Annotated in this window: 12 protein-coding genes and 1 pseudogene; 1 reads left to right on the top strand and 12 read right to left on the bottom strand. The window is 65.4% G+C overall.

Translation table 11 applies throughout. The features are described 5' to 3' along the window. Window positions 1-78: 78 nt before the first annotated feature. From B4F51_RS23195 to B4F51_RS23155, 8 genes and pseudogenes are all read right to left on the bottom strand, one after another. Complete coding sequence (locus B4F51_RS23195) at window positions 79-609, bottom strand: hypothetical protein (protein ID WP_296229111.1); 531 nt, start codon at window positions 607-609, stop codon at window positions 79-81. 182 nt (window positions 610-791) lie between these two features. Further along, complete coding sequence (locus B4F51_RS23190; RefSeq protein WP_296229109.1) at window positions 792-2,207, bottom strand: nucleobase:cation symporter-2 family protein; 1,416 nt, start codon at window positions 2,205-2,207, stop codon at window positions 792-794. Between the two features lie 139 nt (window positions 2,208-2,346). Further along, a complete protein-coding gene (locus B4F51_RS23185) occupies window positions 2,347-3,081 on the bottom strand; it encodes a hypothetical protein (RefSeq protein WP_296229107.1) in 735 nt (244 codons plus the stop codon). Window positions 3,082-3,524: 443 nt separating this feature from the next. Next, window positions 3,525-3,626 (bottom strand): annotated as a pseudogene (locus B4F51_RS23180) (iron-sulfur cluster repair di-iron protein); the annotation flags it as partial. A 118-nt stretch (window positions 3,627-3,744) separates the two neighbouring features. Next, complete coding sequence (locus B4F51_RS23170) at window positions 3,745-4,407, bottom strand: DUF2894 domain-containing protein (protein ID WP_414706815.1); 663 nt, start codon at window positions 4,405-4,407, stop codon at window positions 3,745-3,747. Next, window positions 4,391-5,038 carry an OmpA family protein gene (locus B4F51_RS23165; protein WP_296229103.1) on the bottom strand — a complete coding sequence of 216 codons (648 nt, stop codon included), beginning with the start codon at window positions 5,036-5,038 and terminating at the stop codon, window positions 4,391-4,393. Before B4F51_RS23165 ends, B4F51_RS23170 begins: the two co-directional genes overlap by 17 nt. After that, window positions 5,035-7,134 (bottom strand): DUF802 domain-containing protein, encoded by a 2,100-nt coding sequence (locus B4F51_RS23160; RefSeq protein WP_296229102.1) that lies wholly within the window; start codon window positions 7,132-7,134, stop codon window positions 5,035-5,037. Before B4F51_RS23160 ends, B4F51_RS23165 begins: the two co-directional genes overlap by 4 nt. 7 nt (window positions 7,135-7,141) lie before the next feature. Beyond that, window positions 7,142-7,903, bottom strand: a complete 762-nt coding sequence (locus B4F51_RS23155) for a DUF3348 domain-containing protein (RefSeq protein ID WP_296229100.1) — start codon at window positions 7,901-7,903, stop codon at window positions 7,142-7,144. A 377-nt stretch (window positions 7,904-8,280) separates the two neighbouring features. Here B4F51_RS23155 and B4F51_RS23150 point away from each other — a divergent pair, with 377 nt between their 5' ends. Beyond that, window positions 8,281-9,363, top strand: coding sequence for an MBL fold metallo-hydrolase (locus tag B4F51_RS23150; protein ID WP_296229099.1), 1,083 nt, complete (start codon window positions 8,281-8,283; stop codon window positions 9,361-9,363). A 19-nt stretch (window positions 9,364-9,382) separates the two neighbouring features. On the opposite strand, the gene B4F51_RS23145 is transcribed toward B4F51_RS23150, so the two are convergent. The 4 genes from B4F51_RS23145 to flhA are packed head-to-tail and all read right to left on the bottom strand — an operon-like array spanning window position 9,383 to window position 14,958. After that, window positions 9,383-10,144, bottom strand: coding sequence for an RNA polymerase sigma factor FliA (locus B4F51_RS23145; RefSeq protein ID WP_296229098.1), 762 nt, complete (start codon window positions 10,142-10,144; stop codon window positions 9,383-9,385). Between the two features lie 8 nt (window positions 10,145-10,152). Continuing rightward, the gene (locus B4F51_RS23140) at window positions 10,153-10,944 is read right to left on the bottom strand and encodes a MinD/ParA family ATP-binding protein (RefSeq protein WP_296229096.1); all 792 of its coding nucleotides are present in this window, start codon (window positions 10,942-10,944) and stop codon (window positions 10,153-10,155) included. Between the two features lie 22 nt (window positions 10,945-10,966). Next, entirely contained in the window at window positions 10,967-12,844 is a 1,878-nt protein-coding gene (flhF, locus tag B4F51_RS23135) for a flagellar biosynthesis protein FlhF (RefSeq protein WP_296229095.1), read from the bottom strand. Continuing rightward, window positions 12,841-14,958, bottom strand: coding sequence for a flagellar biosynthesis protein FlhA (flhA, locus tag B4F51_RS23130; RefSeq protein WP_296229094.1), 2,118 nt, complete (start codon window positions 14,956-14,958; stop codon window positions 12,841-12,843). The genes flhF and flhA overlap by 4 nt, the downstream gene beginning before the upstream one ends. Between the last annotated feature and the right edge of the window lie 161 nt (window positions 14,959-15,119).

The raw sequence follows: 15,119 nt of genomic DNA, 5'->3' as shown, positions 1-15,119 counted from the left end.
CCGCTTGCTGGGAGCGGCTTCATGACTTCAGGGGTCACTGCGTCATCACGCCGCTTGCCGAAGCCAGACGCGTTCAGTTCAGCAGGCTGTTTCCTCGGCCGGCAGAAAGCCACGGAAAGACGTCTCGACCTGCTCCACCATCGACGCCGATGTGGCCTCGCGCAGCGCGGCCAACAGCGCCTCGAACGCGCCTTCCACAGAGGCTCGGTCAGTCGCCTCGACCAACTGCACGCGAATCGGGTGTTCTGCTGAGCTGAACGTGCGGGCTGCGATGTCCATGAGGTACATGCGTGCCGCAGCCAGCGAGCGCTTGCGATTGGGCACGGCGGGCTTGGGCACCTCCTCGGGTTCGGGCGCGGCAGCCAGCTCGGCAACCGGCGTAGTGTCGGCATCCGGCAGGCCGCGGATGAAGCCCGCCTGCAGCAGATCGAGCACAGCCTGCGCCCCCAGGCCGATCTGACCGGCACGCGCGGCCAGGTCTTCACCGGTGGACTGGCCGTCCACCATGATCAGCAGCGCGCGGTTTGATCGGCTCAGCGTGCCGCCGCGCGTGGCGATCTCTTGGCGCCCCGCGTCCGTTTTCTCGAATCGTCCAGATAGCCCTTGCATGGCTCCCCCGTCTCTTCCCCCGAAGATCAGGCTCAACCTAAGGTGGCTTATTTGCAGGAACGTGAAACCGATGCGTTTTCCACAAAGCCACCGCAAAGCAAACGCTTGCGCTCAGGCTGGTGTCGCCAAAGCAAAACACCCCGCCTGAGAGCGGGGTGTTGCCTGCGTGCGGGATGCGCTAATCAATGCGCTGCGGCTGCCGCGCCGTGCATCGCCTCGTGCGTGCCGCGGATACCGTTGAACCACGCGTTGAGCACCACCGCCACTAGCGTGCCCATCACGATGCCGCTGTGGGTGATCGGGCGCGTCCAGTCTGGAAAGTGGTGGAAAAACGCAGGCGCCAGCGTGGGCATCATGCCAAAGCCGACCGACACGGCGATGATCAGCAGGTTGTGCCGCTGGTTCTGGAAATCGACCATGCCCAGCATGCGGATGCCGGCCGCCGCCACCATGCCGAACATCACGATGCCTGCGCCGCCCAGCACGTACTGCGGCACCGATGCCACCACGTACGACAGCTTGGGAAACAGCCCCAGCACGATCAGCAGTACGCCGCCAGCCGCCGCCACGTAGCGCGAGCGTACGCCCGTGATCGATACCAGCCCGATGTTCTGCGAGAACGACGTATGCGGAAACGTGTTGAACACGCCGGCCACGACCGTTGCCAGGCCGTCGGCGCGCAGGCCGTTGGTCAGCTCGTTGCGCGAGATGGGCTTACCCACCACGTGCGACAGCGCGAGAAACATGCCGGTCGATTCCACCAGCGTGATCACAATCACGATGCACATCGAAATGATGGCCGATAGCTCGAACTTGGGCGCCCCAAAGTAGAACGGCGTGACCAGCGTCATCAGCGGCGCGGCGCTTGCGTCGGCCAGCGACACCTTGCCGAAGGCCGCCGCCACCAGCGTGCCCACCACGATGCCCAGCAGCACCGCGATATTGCACAGCAGCGCGTTGCCGAACTTGGTCAGCAGCAGGATCGTCACCAGCACCAGCGCGGCAATTGCCAACCCGAACGGATCACCAAAGGCCGGGTTGGGCACCATGTGCTTTACGCCGTCCACCACCTGCGGAATCGTCTGCTGGCCGCCGGCAGCCCAGTTGATGCCCACGGAGAGCAGCGAAAAACCGATCAGCATAATGACCGTGCCCGTCACCACGCGCGGGAACAGACCCAGCAGCCGGCCCATCAGCGGCGCGACCGCGATGCCGAACACGCCCGAGACGATCGATGCCCCGAAGATGCCGGGCAGCCCCATGCCGGGCTCCATGCCGATGGCGATCATCGGGGCCACGGCGGCAAAGGTCACGCCCATCATCACCGGCAGGCGGATACCGAAGATCAGGAAACCGAGCGACTGGATGAGCGTGCCGACGCCAGCCGCAAACAGATCGCAATTGACGAGATACGAGAGCTGGTCTTTCGGCAGACCCAGCGCATTGCCGACAATCAGCGGCACTGCAATCGCGCCGGCGTACATCACCAGCAGGTGCTGCAGCCCGAGCGCAAACAGGCGCGGCAGCGGCAGGCGTTCGTTGACGGGATCGATGCGGGTCGAGGACGAAAGCGAGGATTGGCCGGGGGATTGGCGCATGGTCTTGTCTCCTGGGGCCGCCCTCGGATACGTGCCGGGGGCGTGCTTGGATAGAGCGGGCCCGGGGGGCCGTCTACCGGCATTTGCATGGCGTGATACCGCGTATTTGCCGGTATCTTGGGGAGCGCCCTCGCCAATGTCAACAATTTGCACCGTTTTTTGTGTACATATTTTGCGTTCCGAAACGCATGTGTGCTTCGAACATCGCCACCCCCTGGTAGGGGACACCGGAATCGAGCCGCACACGGTACAGGATGACGCAGCGCAGCATGCCGTTTTCGGCCACCACGGGCATCAGATCGTAGATGTTGCCGCCGAGCGGGCTGCCGCCGTGGCAGGTCTTGCCGATCTCCGGCTGGTACTGGCGGATCGGCAGGCTCGCCCGCGCCCCATTTGCCTGAACTGCCAGACCCCCTTCCAGATGCAGGACACGGTCGAGCCAGATCATGTCCAGCATGCCGTCAACCTGGCCTGCCGGGCCGCATCCGCCAACCACGGTGGGCGGCGTGAAAACACCGCGGCATCCGCGCGCGGTCTGCCGCTGCAGTGGCACGCCGGCCTGCTCGACGACGGCGTAGTGGCAGTCCCCCGCGCCGCCGCCAACCTGCCTTGCCTGCGAGCCGATGCGTACCACGCCGCGCATCCAGCGCCCATGCATGTAACCGCGTCGACGATGGAGATCGGCCAGTTCGGCCGTCTCGCCGATCAACCGGTGGTCATTGATGCCAACGATGGCGCCCGAGGGCAGTTGCGCCAGCCACACGGCGCGGCCGCTGATCTGCCGCGCCGGAGAGCCCAGCATGAAGCGGGGCGGCGCATGGCAATGAAGGGGCGAAGATTGGAGGGCAAAGGTGGCGAACCGGGCGTCGGCCAACAGAACGGCCTGGCCTAGAGCATGGCAGCCCGTCAACGGTCTGACGCCCCCCCTTTTTGACGCGCATCGCGCCTGTCGTTGACATTGGGTTGTCCGGCCAATGGATGATCTGGATACATGATGGTTCCATGTTGAGGATTGAACGACCGCAGCTGCACGGAGAATGGTTGTGCGGCGCGCCTGCGCGAGGCCAATTCAGCCTAGGCGGGCTCGTATCCAAAGTTCAAGAACCAACACAACTTGAAATTCCTTGATATGCGGGCAGGCGCTTTCGTCTGCGGAATCCGCCGCCATGAAGCGCGCTCACTCACAGGCTTGGATTGAGACTTGAGAGTGTGGTCCTTTCTGGCTTTCTGCCGTGCCATCCGGCGTGGATCGAAACCCAGCCGGCGCATCAGACAATGCACGCGCTTCGTTCGTGAATTCGGCAAACCATTCCAGTTCGATCCAGCCGCTCCGTCAAACAGAACGTTATTTTTCAGATGGATGTGTTCCATCAGGTCCTCCCGGAACACACACAAACGGAGATAAAGCGCCCGGAATGTTGCGGGCCAGTTATCCCAGCGGCTGATCGAGTAACGCCATATCAAGAAGCTCAACCTGACCAGCCGGGTTCAAGTGGCCTTGTATGCGGTCGAGCACGGCCTCAATGGCGGCTGAGCGCTAGTGCGATCGGCTTCGCGCGCTCTTCCTGCCGCCGCTGGTACGCGCCGCCTCGTGACTCGACGCGGCGCCATCCCCGCTCATCCGCTCCAGCCAGGAAAGCGCATCGACGTATGACAGGAATTGCCGGAGGTAGTCCGGTGACAGCTCACGCATCAACACGAGCGAGCGGTGCACCAGGTTGCTGGAATTGAGGGGGCCGGCGTTCGTCGGCACCTGCTCTAGCGACTGGCGCAATTGATGCTCGGCGCTGACCCGGGCCCAGGTTTGCCGGAAGTCATCGAGCAACTCCACCGCCGCGTAACCGCCGGGGCGGCGCGGGGAAGCGTTGGCGGTGTGGCCGCCGCCATCTGCGCGCGCGCGGCCGGCAATGTCGCCAAGCAATGCGGCCAGCGCGCTGTGAACAGGCGCGCTGGCGGGTGTCGCACCGCCAACCGCATCAGGCACGGGTGCCGCTTGTTCGAGTGTGTCTTGGTAAGCCGCCAGCAGTTGTCCGAGCCTTTCGTCCAGGATGCGCCGCGCCTCGCCGGTTTGGCCAGCCGCGCGCCGATGCAGCGCCGCAATGAACCGGAAGCGAACCGGGTCCAGGCGATCCGCGCCGCGTTCACGCCAGCGATCAAGCACGGCTTGGGTGGAAGACTCTTCGCTATGCACGAGGCCCACCGTTGGAAGCCGCTTGCCGCGGAACCGGTGCAATTTCCACGCGCCGGTTCCTGGCGCGCCCCTCATCGTCTGCGTTGGAACTGACGGGCTGCTCGGAGCCGAACGCCGCCGCGAACACGCCCGAAGCGGGAATGCCCTCTTCGATAAACGCGCGCGTCACAGTCAGCGCGCGCTTTGCGGAGAGTTCCCAGTTATCGGCAAAGTGGCGGTTGCCTGCCCTCACCTGCTGGTCATCGGCAAAGCCGCTCACCATCAGGATCTCGTCCCGGGATTTGAGATAGGCGGACAGCGGCCCAGCCAGGCTCTTCAACAGCGCCCGCCCCTCAGGCTGCAGTTGGTCGGAGTTGAGCGCGAACAACACGCTGCCGTTGATGCCGATCCGCCCGTTGACGAGCGTCACCCGCCCCGCCGCCAACGGACCCGCCAGCGCCTGCTCCAGTGTCTTGCGGCGCTGCGCTTCCGCCTCCCGTTGCTTGATCTCGCGCTCCAGCTTGGACGAAAGCTCCAACTGCACGCCGACGACGCCCACAAGAATCAGGACAAAGGCGCCAAGCAACACCGACATCAGGTCGCCAAATGCAGCCCAGACCGGCGCCGCCAGCTCCTGGCCACTGTCAATCTCGTCGTTCATGCCGCCTCGGCTCCGGCAAACGCCCGCTGGCTGCCGAGCCGCTGCAGGTCTTCAATGATCTGCTTCTGCGACAGCATGCTCAGATCAATGACCTCCCGCGCCTGCGCCACGTAGTAGGCGAGCTGCTCGTCGCTGCGGGTGAGGGATTTGTCCAGCGCGGCTTCGATCCGCTGCAGGTGGGCCACCAGCTTGTCGTTCGATTCGCCAAACACCTGCACGGCCATCCCAAAGGCTTCACCCAGGCTCGCCACTTCGACAGCGCTGCCAGTGACCTGTGCCGCAACCGCCCCGAGCTTTCCGGTCTCGGCTTCAACGCGATCGGTGAAGCGGGTTCCGACACGCTCCAGCAGGTCGGCCGAGGCGCCGACCAGCGCATCAACGGCAGAGCGCTGCTCGGTGGATGCATGGTTTACCGCATCCAGCAGCGTTTCCAACGTGCCCAGCAGATGCGTGCGCTCTTCCAGCATGGCCGTATCGCGGACCATGCTGTCGGACAGCTTCTGCCGTAGTTCGGCAACCACCTCGGCCGCGGCATTGGGCGCTTCCGATGCGGCCTGCACGAGCCGTGAAATCTCGGCGATGGTGTCGCTGGCGTGCGCCTGCGTTTGTGCGGAGATGTCGCGTGCGGTCTGCGCCAGCGCGTCGCAGATGTCCTGCTGGCGGCGCGCGGTGCCGGCGCCCGCCGTCTCCCACGCCTGGCTCAGCTTGGCGCCCATCGAATTGAGCGTCTCGGCCCAGGCGGCCAACCGTTGTTGATCGCTTGCGGCCAGCTCGGCTTGCAGCGCGGTATGCGATTGGCCCACCGCGTGCAGCAGCGATGCGCCGTGTTGCTCCAAGGTGGCGGAGGCCGCCTCCAGCGCGCGCTGGTTTCGGCTGGCGAGTTCCACATGGGCTTGCTCCTGCCGCGAAAGCGCATCGCTCCAGGTGCCGGAGAGGCTGCCCGCCGTAGCTTCCAAGCGTTCAGAAACGCCGTCGAGCAAACGGTTCGAACGTTGCTCGAACGTATCGGCAAACCGGTCCAGGGTCGTGCTCCACTGCCCGACCAGCGCCTCGCTGGAGCGTTGATGCTCTACCAGGGCGCGGTTCCAGAGACCCGCGACGGTCTCGGTCGTGGTCTCGAAACGCGTCGACAGACCATCGAGCTGCCGCTGCACGGCATGCGTGACCGTGTCGTGCAGCGCGGCTGATTCACGTGCGAGCCCGGCCATGGTTGATGCAACCACCGGCTGCAACGCCGCGCTGGCCATGTGGGCACTCTCGGCGGCGCTCTCCTTCAAGGCCTGCCCGACAGAGGAAGCAAGGCGACTGTAGGCTGCCTCCGCATGATCGAGAAAGGCTTGCTGCCGGGCGATCTGCTGCTCGCTGCTGGTGGCGCCCTGTTGCTCCAGCGCCGTCATCATCGCCTGCAGCCGGTCGACCAGGGCGGGCATCACGTCGGCCTGCCGTTCCAGCAGCTTGAAGGTGGCTTCGCGTTGATGCGCGTGCGAATAGATGCGCAGTGTGGTTGCGATGCTGGCGTCCAACGCCTGAGCCGCCTGCAGCCGCTCGCGCCGGCACAGGGCGGATAGCAGCCCCAGCATGGCGGATGTCGCCACACCGGCAATCGACGTGCCGAACGAAAATCCCAGCCCTTTGACCGGCGCAGCCAGCGAGGCGCGGATCGCCTGCAGGTCCGTTGCGCTTTCCAGGGCCACACCGGTGCCCCGGAGGGTCACCACCATGCCAAGCAATGTGCCCAGCATCCCCAGCAAGACGAGCAGGCCAACCAGATACGGGGTCAGCGTGGGCCCCGGCAGCCCGATGCGCTCGCCCTCCACACGCAGGCGCACTGCATTGCGCAGGCTGGGGTGCAGTTGCTCAAGCCAGACGCTCAGCTTCGAGGGCGGCTCAGTCAGCCCGGCAACAGCGCGTGCGACGGTGCCGGTGGCCTGCTCATACCGGCGCAGCTCCAGCGCGCCAGCCAGGTAGACGGCGCCAATCACGATCGTGACGGCAAAGGCCAGTGGATTTGAACCAACGATATAGCCGGTGGCGATCCAACCCAGGGCAGCCAGCCCGGCAACGAAGACGATGAGATTCAGGTGATGTCTGGACATAGTGTCCCTAGCGGGTGCGAAGGGCTGCGAGCAACCCTTCGACCGGTTGAAAACGAACATCCAGTTCGGCGAGGAGCACGCTCTGCATATCCTTGCGGAAAGCGTTCACCCAGGTGCTGGATGAAGCCGAAGAAGCGCGCTCGTCCAGGGTATCCGCCTGATCGGCCTGCCGCTGCTGTTCGGTCGCGCGCAAGCGCTCGAAGTACCGTCCGAGCAACGTGGGCACGGAGGCCAGCAGCGTGCGCTCATGCATGCTGAGTGCTTGCTCCATGCTGGCATCCAGCACGGCGAGCCGGGCCAGACCGGGGGTCTTTGCAGCAACTGCGCGCCGCAGGCGGCCACGCAGGTTGCCGATATCCATCTCCATCGCCTGCTGCATCGAGACGTACCGCTGACGGAAATCCGCATAGTCAACAGCCTCAACCATCGCAGCAGTCGCGGCCGTTGCACTGTGCACCGGCGTGCGCGCAACGCCGTTTGATCTGGCATCCGGCGTGCAGGTGGCGGCAATGGCTTTTACCAATGCGGTGCGAGCGCGGCCGCACATGGTCTCTGCGTCCGAGCCAGCAGGCCGTGCGCCGGGGGCGACAGCCGGCGGGCTTGCGCTGAGCGCTGCCGACAGCGTAATGGCATCGGTCCAACTGAGCCATTGGCTCAGCCGGTCTGCAAGTGATTGCCCCGAATCAGGAACGTCAACGTCCGTCAGGCGAGCAAGTAAGCGGATCAGCTCGGGGCCATTGAGTGCCCTGCTTTGCTGGCCTTTCGCCATACTACGAGTGCCAAAAAAGGCCGCAGTTTACACCCCGTTCGAGGCAAACACGCTGGTTTGATGGACGGCTGAGCGCCTCGCGACCCGCTGGGGTAATCTTGCGGCGGAAGCCGGGCACCACAAAGTGCCCCAAGGTTCACCAGCCGATGCCCGGGGCTGCACTGCATCCGTGATGGGCACGATGAACCTGATCTTTGCCATGGCGACGCCACAGTAGAGAACCCGCGTCCCGGTTGCCGAGCAGGCGCGGTACAGAAATGCACCGGGTCAAGCCCTGAAAAGCCCCGGTACCGGTTGACGCATGCAAGCCCTTGATCAACCTGCAGCATCTAACCGAAGCATCGCCCAGCGAACTTCGATGCGGGCGTTACGGTGATATGAAAAATCCTCACTACGATTCGGCCAAGCCCCACCACACGCCGGACGGATTCCGCAACCGCTACCCACACCCGCGCCCCGGCGGCGATTTCTGGCAATGGCAGCGCGAGCGCCGTCGCCTCGGCCTGCCCAGGCCGCCCACGCGGGACCTCTCCTGCGTGGCACCCAACCTGGCCGCCGTGCACCAGCCGCCCCGCGTGCCGCAACTCACCTGGATCGGGCACGAAACGCTGCTGCTGCAGATCGACGGACTGAACGTGCTGACCGACCCGGTGTTCTCCAAGCGCGCCTCGCCGCTGCCGTTTGCCGGCCCGCTCCGGCACCAGCCACCGGGCCTGTCGCTCAAACAGTTGCCGCATATCGACCTGGTGCTGATCTCGCACAACCACTACGACCACCTCGACCGCGCCAGCGTGCGCGCGCTGATGCGCCAGCTGGGCGGTGCGCCGATGTTCTTCGTGCCACTGGGCATCGACCATTGGTTTGCGCGCAACGTACGCGGCACGCGCCTCACCGGCAACAACCCCAACGTACGCGGCTTCGACTGGGACGACGAAGCGCGCTTCGGCCCCTTCACCGCGCACTTCTGCGCCGTGCAGCATTGGTCCGCGCGCGGGCTGTATGACCGCAACCACACGCTGTGGGGCAGTTGGGCGCTGATGCATCCGCAACTGCGCTTCTGGTTTTCGGGCGATCTGGGGTATTCGCAGGACACACGCGACATCGGCGCGCGCTTCGGCCACTTTGATGTGGCGGCCATTGCCGTGGGCGCCTACGAGCCGCGCTGGTTCATGAAGGCCCAGCACATCGACCCGACCGAGGCCGTGCAGGTCATGCACGACATCGGCGCGCGGCAGGCGGTGGGCATTCACTGGGGCACCTTTGCGCTGACGGACGAACCGTTGGACCAGCCCATCGCCGACTTGGCCAACGCGCTGGCCGCACGTAACGTGCCGCACGAACGCTTCACCCTGTTCCGCCATGGCGAAACGCGCGTATGGCATGCCGAGGCGGCACGCCTTGTCACCGAACTGCCCAAAGAAAAAGCGCGGCTGCGAGATGACTCGCTGGCCGCGCAGTAGCAAGCTGGTTGGCTGCTGATCAGCCCGGTGTCGGCAGCCATGCCCGATCGCGCAGGCGTGCGCGGATACGGGCGATGGCCTGGCTGTGGATCTGGCACACGCGTGATTCCGACACGCCCATCACGGCACCGATCTCGCGCAGGTTCAGGTCCTGCTCGTAATACAGGCTCATCATCAGCTTCTCGCGCTCGGGCAGTCCCTCGATGGCGGCCACGACCGATTCGCGCAGGTCGTGGTCCAGCAACTGGTCCAGCGGCGTGGCGTCGTTCTCGGCGGCGCGGTTTTCGATGAAAGCGTCGGCGTCTTCGCGGTCGAAATCTTCGTAGTACAGGAGCTGGCTGCCCTGCAATTCAACCAGTTGCTTCTGGTAGTCGGCCAGCGACATGCCCAGCGCGGCGGCAATCTCGGTTTCAGTGGGCGCTCGGCCCTTCTGCTGCTGCAGTTTCTGGATCGCCTGCTCGATCGTGCGGGCATTTCGGCGCAGGCCGCGCGGCAGCCAGTCGGAGCCGCGCAGCTCATCCAGGATGGCGCCGCGAATACGTTGGGCGGCGTAGAACTCGAACTGCACGCCCTGCGTTTCCTCATAGCGCGACAGGGCGTCGAGCAAGCCCATCATGCCGGCCTGGATGAGGTCGTCGAGCTCGACGCTGGCGGGCAGCTTCACCATCATCTGGTTGGCAATGCGGCGCACCAGCGGTGCGTACGTGGCCATCTCGTCGGACTTGGTCTTGCGACCGGTTGCGGTGTACATATCCATGCCTGCCTTTGGCGCTTCGTTCATGGTGCGCCTCAATAAACCATCTCGGCCGCGCGTGCGGTGACGCGGGGCGTCGGGATCGACGTTGTCTGCACCGACTCATCTGCCGCTGGCTGGGTGGCCGCCTGAGCCGGTTCTTGCGCCGATACCATCCCCCGCAACGGCTCACTGCCGTCGTCGGCCTGGGCCCCGGCGTCAATACTGCTGGCCCAGCTCAGCATCTCTTCGGCGAGCTGGCGGAAGGCCATGGCCGAGGGCGATGCGGGAAACGCGCTCGCCACGGGCTTGCCGAGCGAGAGCGCCAGTTCTACGTGCCGGTCTTCCGGGAGGTAGCCGGCAAAATCGATGCGAGTGTTCAGGTACTGGCCCACGGTGTTGGCCAGGTTGTTGAACACGCGCACTGCGGAATCGACCGAATGCGCACCGCACACCACGGTGCGGATGCCTGCGCCGCCTTGCAGCACTGCCGTCTTCTTGAGCAGCGTGTAAGCGCTCTTGATGCCCTCCGGACTATCGGAGAAGGTCAGCAGCACGTCGTCGCACGATTCGGCCACGGCGCCCAGCGCGCGGGTGCCGAAATCGGCGGCTATCAGAGTCACGTCGGCCGTGTCGTCGTACTGTTCAAGCATGCCGGCCACGGCCAGCATGGTCTGTGCGCTCACCACGGCAGCTTCGCGGCCCAGGGTGGACAGGGCAATGCGCAGGTTGTCGACAAAGTCATCGACCTGCTCTTGCGCACCGATCACCAGCACGCGACGGCTGGCTGCCTGACCGAGCATGCGACGCAGCCCGGCGGCTTGGTCCTTGACGAATGGAGTCGTCATGTCAGGCCCCCTGTTGTCGTTCTCAAGCGAAATCGAAAGCAGCCAGGCCGGGTTCGCGGCCGCGCGCGGCGCCCTGCGCCACCAGCAGCGATTCGTCCGAATCCAGCGAGAACGACGATTGTTCGGCGCCGGCGCGGAAGCTGCGATGGATCAGCAGCTTCTTGTTCGGCACCGCGATGTCTTCCGGCACGCGCTGGCCGTACGACACGTAGTGCAGCGGCAGGCGGCGGCGGATCATCACGTCCATCGCGTGCCCCACGGAGGCCGCCTCGTCGATCTTGGTCAGGATGCAGCCGGCCAGGTTGGCGTCACGGTAGGCGCCCACCACTTCATCGAGCGTCTTGCCGTTGCTCGCGGCGTTCAGCAGCAGCAGGCGTTTGATGGACGGGCCAACGGCATGCAGCATGGCCATCTGCTCGGACACGGCGCGATCACGCTGGCTCATGCCGATGGTGTCGATCAGCACGACGTGCTTCTCGCGCAGATCGTTCAGCGCCAGGCTCAGGTCTTGCGCGTCTTTCACGGCATGCACCGAGACGCCCAGGATCTTGCCGTAGATGCGCAGTTGCTCGTGGCCGCCGATCCGGTAGCTGTCGGTCGAGAGCAGCGCCACGCGCGATGCGCCATGGCGCAGCACGAAGCGCGCGGCCAGCTTGGCGGTCGTGGTGGTCTTGCCCACGCCGGTCGGGCCCATCAGGGCAAACACGCCGCCCTGGTCGAGCAGGCTGTTCTCATCCGGCACCACGGCCAGATTCTTCTCAATGGCGCGCTGCACGAAGTCCAACGCGGCTTCGTACGTGTCGTGCTGCGGCATGTTCTCCAGCACGTAGCGCGTGAGCTGTGCAGAGAAGCCCGCGTTCAGCATGGTCTGGAACAGGCGCGTGCGCACCGGATCGCCCAGCTTCACGCCCAGCGAGGCGAGGCTCGACATGGCGTCGTTGAGCGTGCTCTTGAGCGCGTCGATCTCGCCGACCATGCGGCGGGTCATGGCGTCGGTCTCGGCCTTGAAATCCGCCTTGATGTCGGAGCGCTGCAGGCTCACGTCGTCTTGCTGAATGTCGTGATCGGCGTCCGGCTTGGCCATCGAGTCCTCCATGCGGACAAAGAGGTCGGCCGGCTTGTGCGCCTCGATCTTCTGCTGTTCTGCACGGGCGGCGCGTGCCTGGGCTTCCACGCGTTCGGCAAAGGACCGCAGCGTGGTCGGCTGCTCCTCCTGTTCGTGCGCGCGTTCGCGGCGGGCGGCCGGGCGCTTGACCGGTTCGATGGGCTCGTCGTCCAGCGCCACGGCACGGCGGGCGATGAACTGGGCGGTGCTGGCAACCGTCTGCGCCGCGTCGTCGTTGGCGCGATCCAGCGACAGGCCTGCCAGCATGCGGGTGGCGGCCACCAGCGGATCGTCGGCCTCCGTGCCGAGTGTCACGTCGTCATCCACACGGGTCTGCAGCGTGCGGCCGGCGGGCTTGCTCGTGGCGGTAGAGGCGGTCGCGGCTGCCGAGACTGCCGGTGCCTCTTCCTGTGCCTGTGCCTGCGCCATTGCGGTGCGGCGCGCTGCGGTAAAGCGGTTGCGCAGGCGGGCCAGCGCATTCGTTGCAACGCCCGCCGTGGGTGCCGATTCGGCCTGGGCCAGCGCTCGCAGTTCGGCGGCAACTGTGGTGGCGGCTTCCGCTGCAGGCGCTGCCTCGGGAATCGGTGCGGGCATGCTGGGGCGGCGCTGCGCTGCCTTGGGAGCAGTCGACTGCGTGTCGATCAGGGCATCCAGATGCGTGTCGGAGGCGGCAATCACCTCGATGCCGCCGGGCACGGCGCGATTCGAGAGGATCAGCGCGTCGTCGCCCAACTGATCGCGGACCTTGCGCAACACGTCGCGCGACGTCAGTCCGGTGAATCGATGCATCTTCATGCGCGGCCTCCAAGCATGGCGACAACCTTAATCGTTCGGTGATCGGGAATTTCTGCGTGCGAGAGCACGCGCAGGCCGGGTGCGGCACGCTTGAACAGGCGTGCAAGCATCGGGCGCAACGCGGGCGGCACCAGCAGGACGCCCGTCTGGCCCATCTGTTCGTGTTGGCGCGACGAATCCGCAGCCGCTTGCATGAGCGAATCAGCAAGTTGCGGTTCGATCGGGCCGGCATTCGAGCCAACGACGCTTTGCAGCAAGATGTTCTCCAGATTCGGGTCGAGCGTGACGACCTGCATTTCGGTCTTGTTCGGGAAGAGCTGCTGGGCGATCGCCCGGCCCAGCGCGATCCGCACAGCGGCGGTAAGTTCGGCGGGGTCTTGCGTCCTGCCTCCGTGTTCCGCCAGCGTTTCGACGATGGTGCGGATATCGCGGATATGCAGGCCTTCGTCCAGCAGGTTCTGCAGCACCTTTTGCACGGTCGCGACGGGCAACAGCTTGGGGCAAACGTCTTCGACCAGCTTCGGTGCTTCCTTGGCCAAATGATCGAGCAACTGCTGCACTTCCAAACGGCCGAGAAGCTCGGTGCTATGGGTGTAAATCAACTGATTGACGTGCGTGGCGATGACCGTGCTGCAATCGACCACGGTGTAGCCCTCGGCCTGGGCGCGATCGCGCACATCGGCGCTGATCCACATGGCGGGCAGGCCGAAAGTCGGGTCCACGGTAGGCGTGCCGGGCAGTTGCGTGCCCAGGCGCCCGCCGTGTGCACCGTGCCCACCCAGCCCGTCCTGGCCGCCCGGGTTGATGGCCAGGAACTTGCCCTGCTGCACCTCGCCGTGGCCGATCTCCACGCCCTTGAGCGTGATGCGGTATGACGACGGACCCAGCTCCAGGTTGTCGCGGATGTGCACCACCGGCGCCAGGAAGCCCATGTCCTGCGTGAACTTCTTGCGGATGCCCTTGATGCGGCGCAGCAGCTCGCCGTCCTGGCTCTTGTCGACCAGCGGGATCAGGCGGTAGCCGATCTCCAGGCCCAGCACGTCGACCCACGAAACGTCGTCCCAGCTCGCTTCCGGCGTGTCGACCGGGGCAATGGCCTGCAACACCGGCTCGACTTCGGGAATCTCGCGCCTTTTCTTCAGATACCAGCCCAGATAGCCCAGCGAGCCGCCAAACAGGATGAACGGAAAATGCGGCATGCCCGGCACCAGGCCCAGCAGGCCGAGCACGCCGGCGGTGGTCATCAGCACCGTCGGCATGGCAAACAGCTCGCTCGACAGTTGCTGGCCGACGTCCTTGTCGGTGGACACGCGGCTGACCATGATGCCCGCCGCGGTGGAGATGACCAGCGCCGGAATCTGCGCGACCAGGCCATCGCCGATGGTCAGCAGCGTGTAGTTGGTGGCGGCGTGGCCGATGTCCATGCCGTGCTGCAGTACGCCCACGGCCAGGCCGCCGATGATGTTGATGAGCAGGATGGCGATGCCCGCCACCGAGTCGCCGCGCACGAACTTGCTGGCGCCGTCCATGGAGCCGAAGAACTCGGCTTCCTGGGCGATGTTCTGGCGGCGGCGGCGCGCCTCGTCTTCGCGGATGAGGCCCGCATTCAGGTCGGCGTCGATCGCCATCTGCTTGCCGGGCATGGCGTCGAGCGTGAAGCGCGCGCTGACCTCGGCGATCCGGCCCGCACCCTTGCTGATCACCATGAAGTTGATGATGACCAGGATGACGAACAGCACGATGCCGACGGTGTAGTTGCCGCCCACCAGGAAGTGGCCGAAGGCTTCGATCACCTTGCCGGCGGCGTCGGGGCCGGTGTGGCCTTCCATCAGCACCACGCGGGTGGAAGCCACGTTGAGCGACAGCCGCATCAGCGTGGTGATCAGCAGGATGCTCGGGAACGACGAGAAATCCAGCGGCTTGAGCGTGTGCATGCTGATCAGCAGCACGATGATCGACAGCGCGATGTTGAACGTGAACAACAGGTCCAGGATGAACGGCGGCAGCGGCAGCACCATCATCGCCAGGATCAGGATGATCAGCACCGGACCGGCGGCCGAGCGGTAGTCGCCCTGGCGCAGGAAGCTTGATACTCGGAGCAGTGCGGCGTTCATCGTCAGGAGCGTGCTGCGGGGGACTTTTCGATGGATGCCATCTTGCCCGGTGCGCTGCCAAATCGAAGAAGCGAGAAAGCCGCCCAAAAGGCGGCTTTTCTTCGAAATACCCTCCCACCGGGGGGTGCGGAAGCGGCAACGGCCGCCGCCCGCCTAAGAAC

The organism is Ralstonia sp. UBA689 (assembly GCF_002298975.1).
Taxonomy (GTDB): Bacteria; Pseudomonadota; Gammaproteobacteria; order Burkholderiales; family Burkholderiaceae; genus Ralstonia.
Note: the sequence above shows the minus strand (reverse complement) of the source record. Positions and strands in the feature narration are given on the sequence as shown.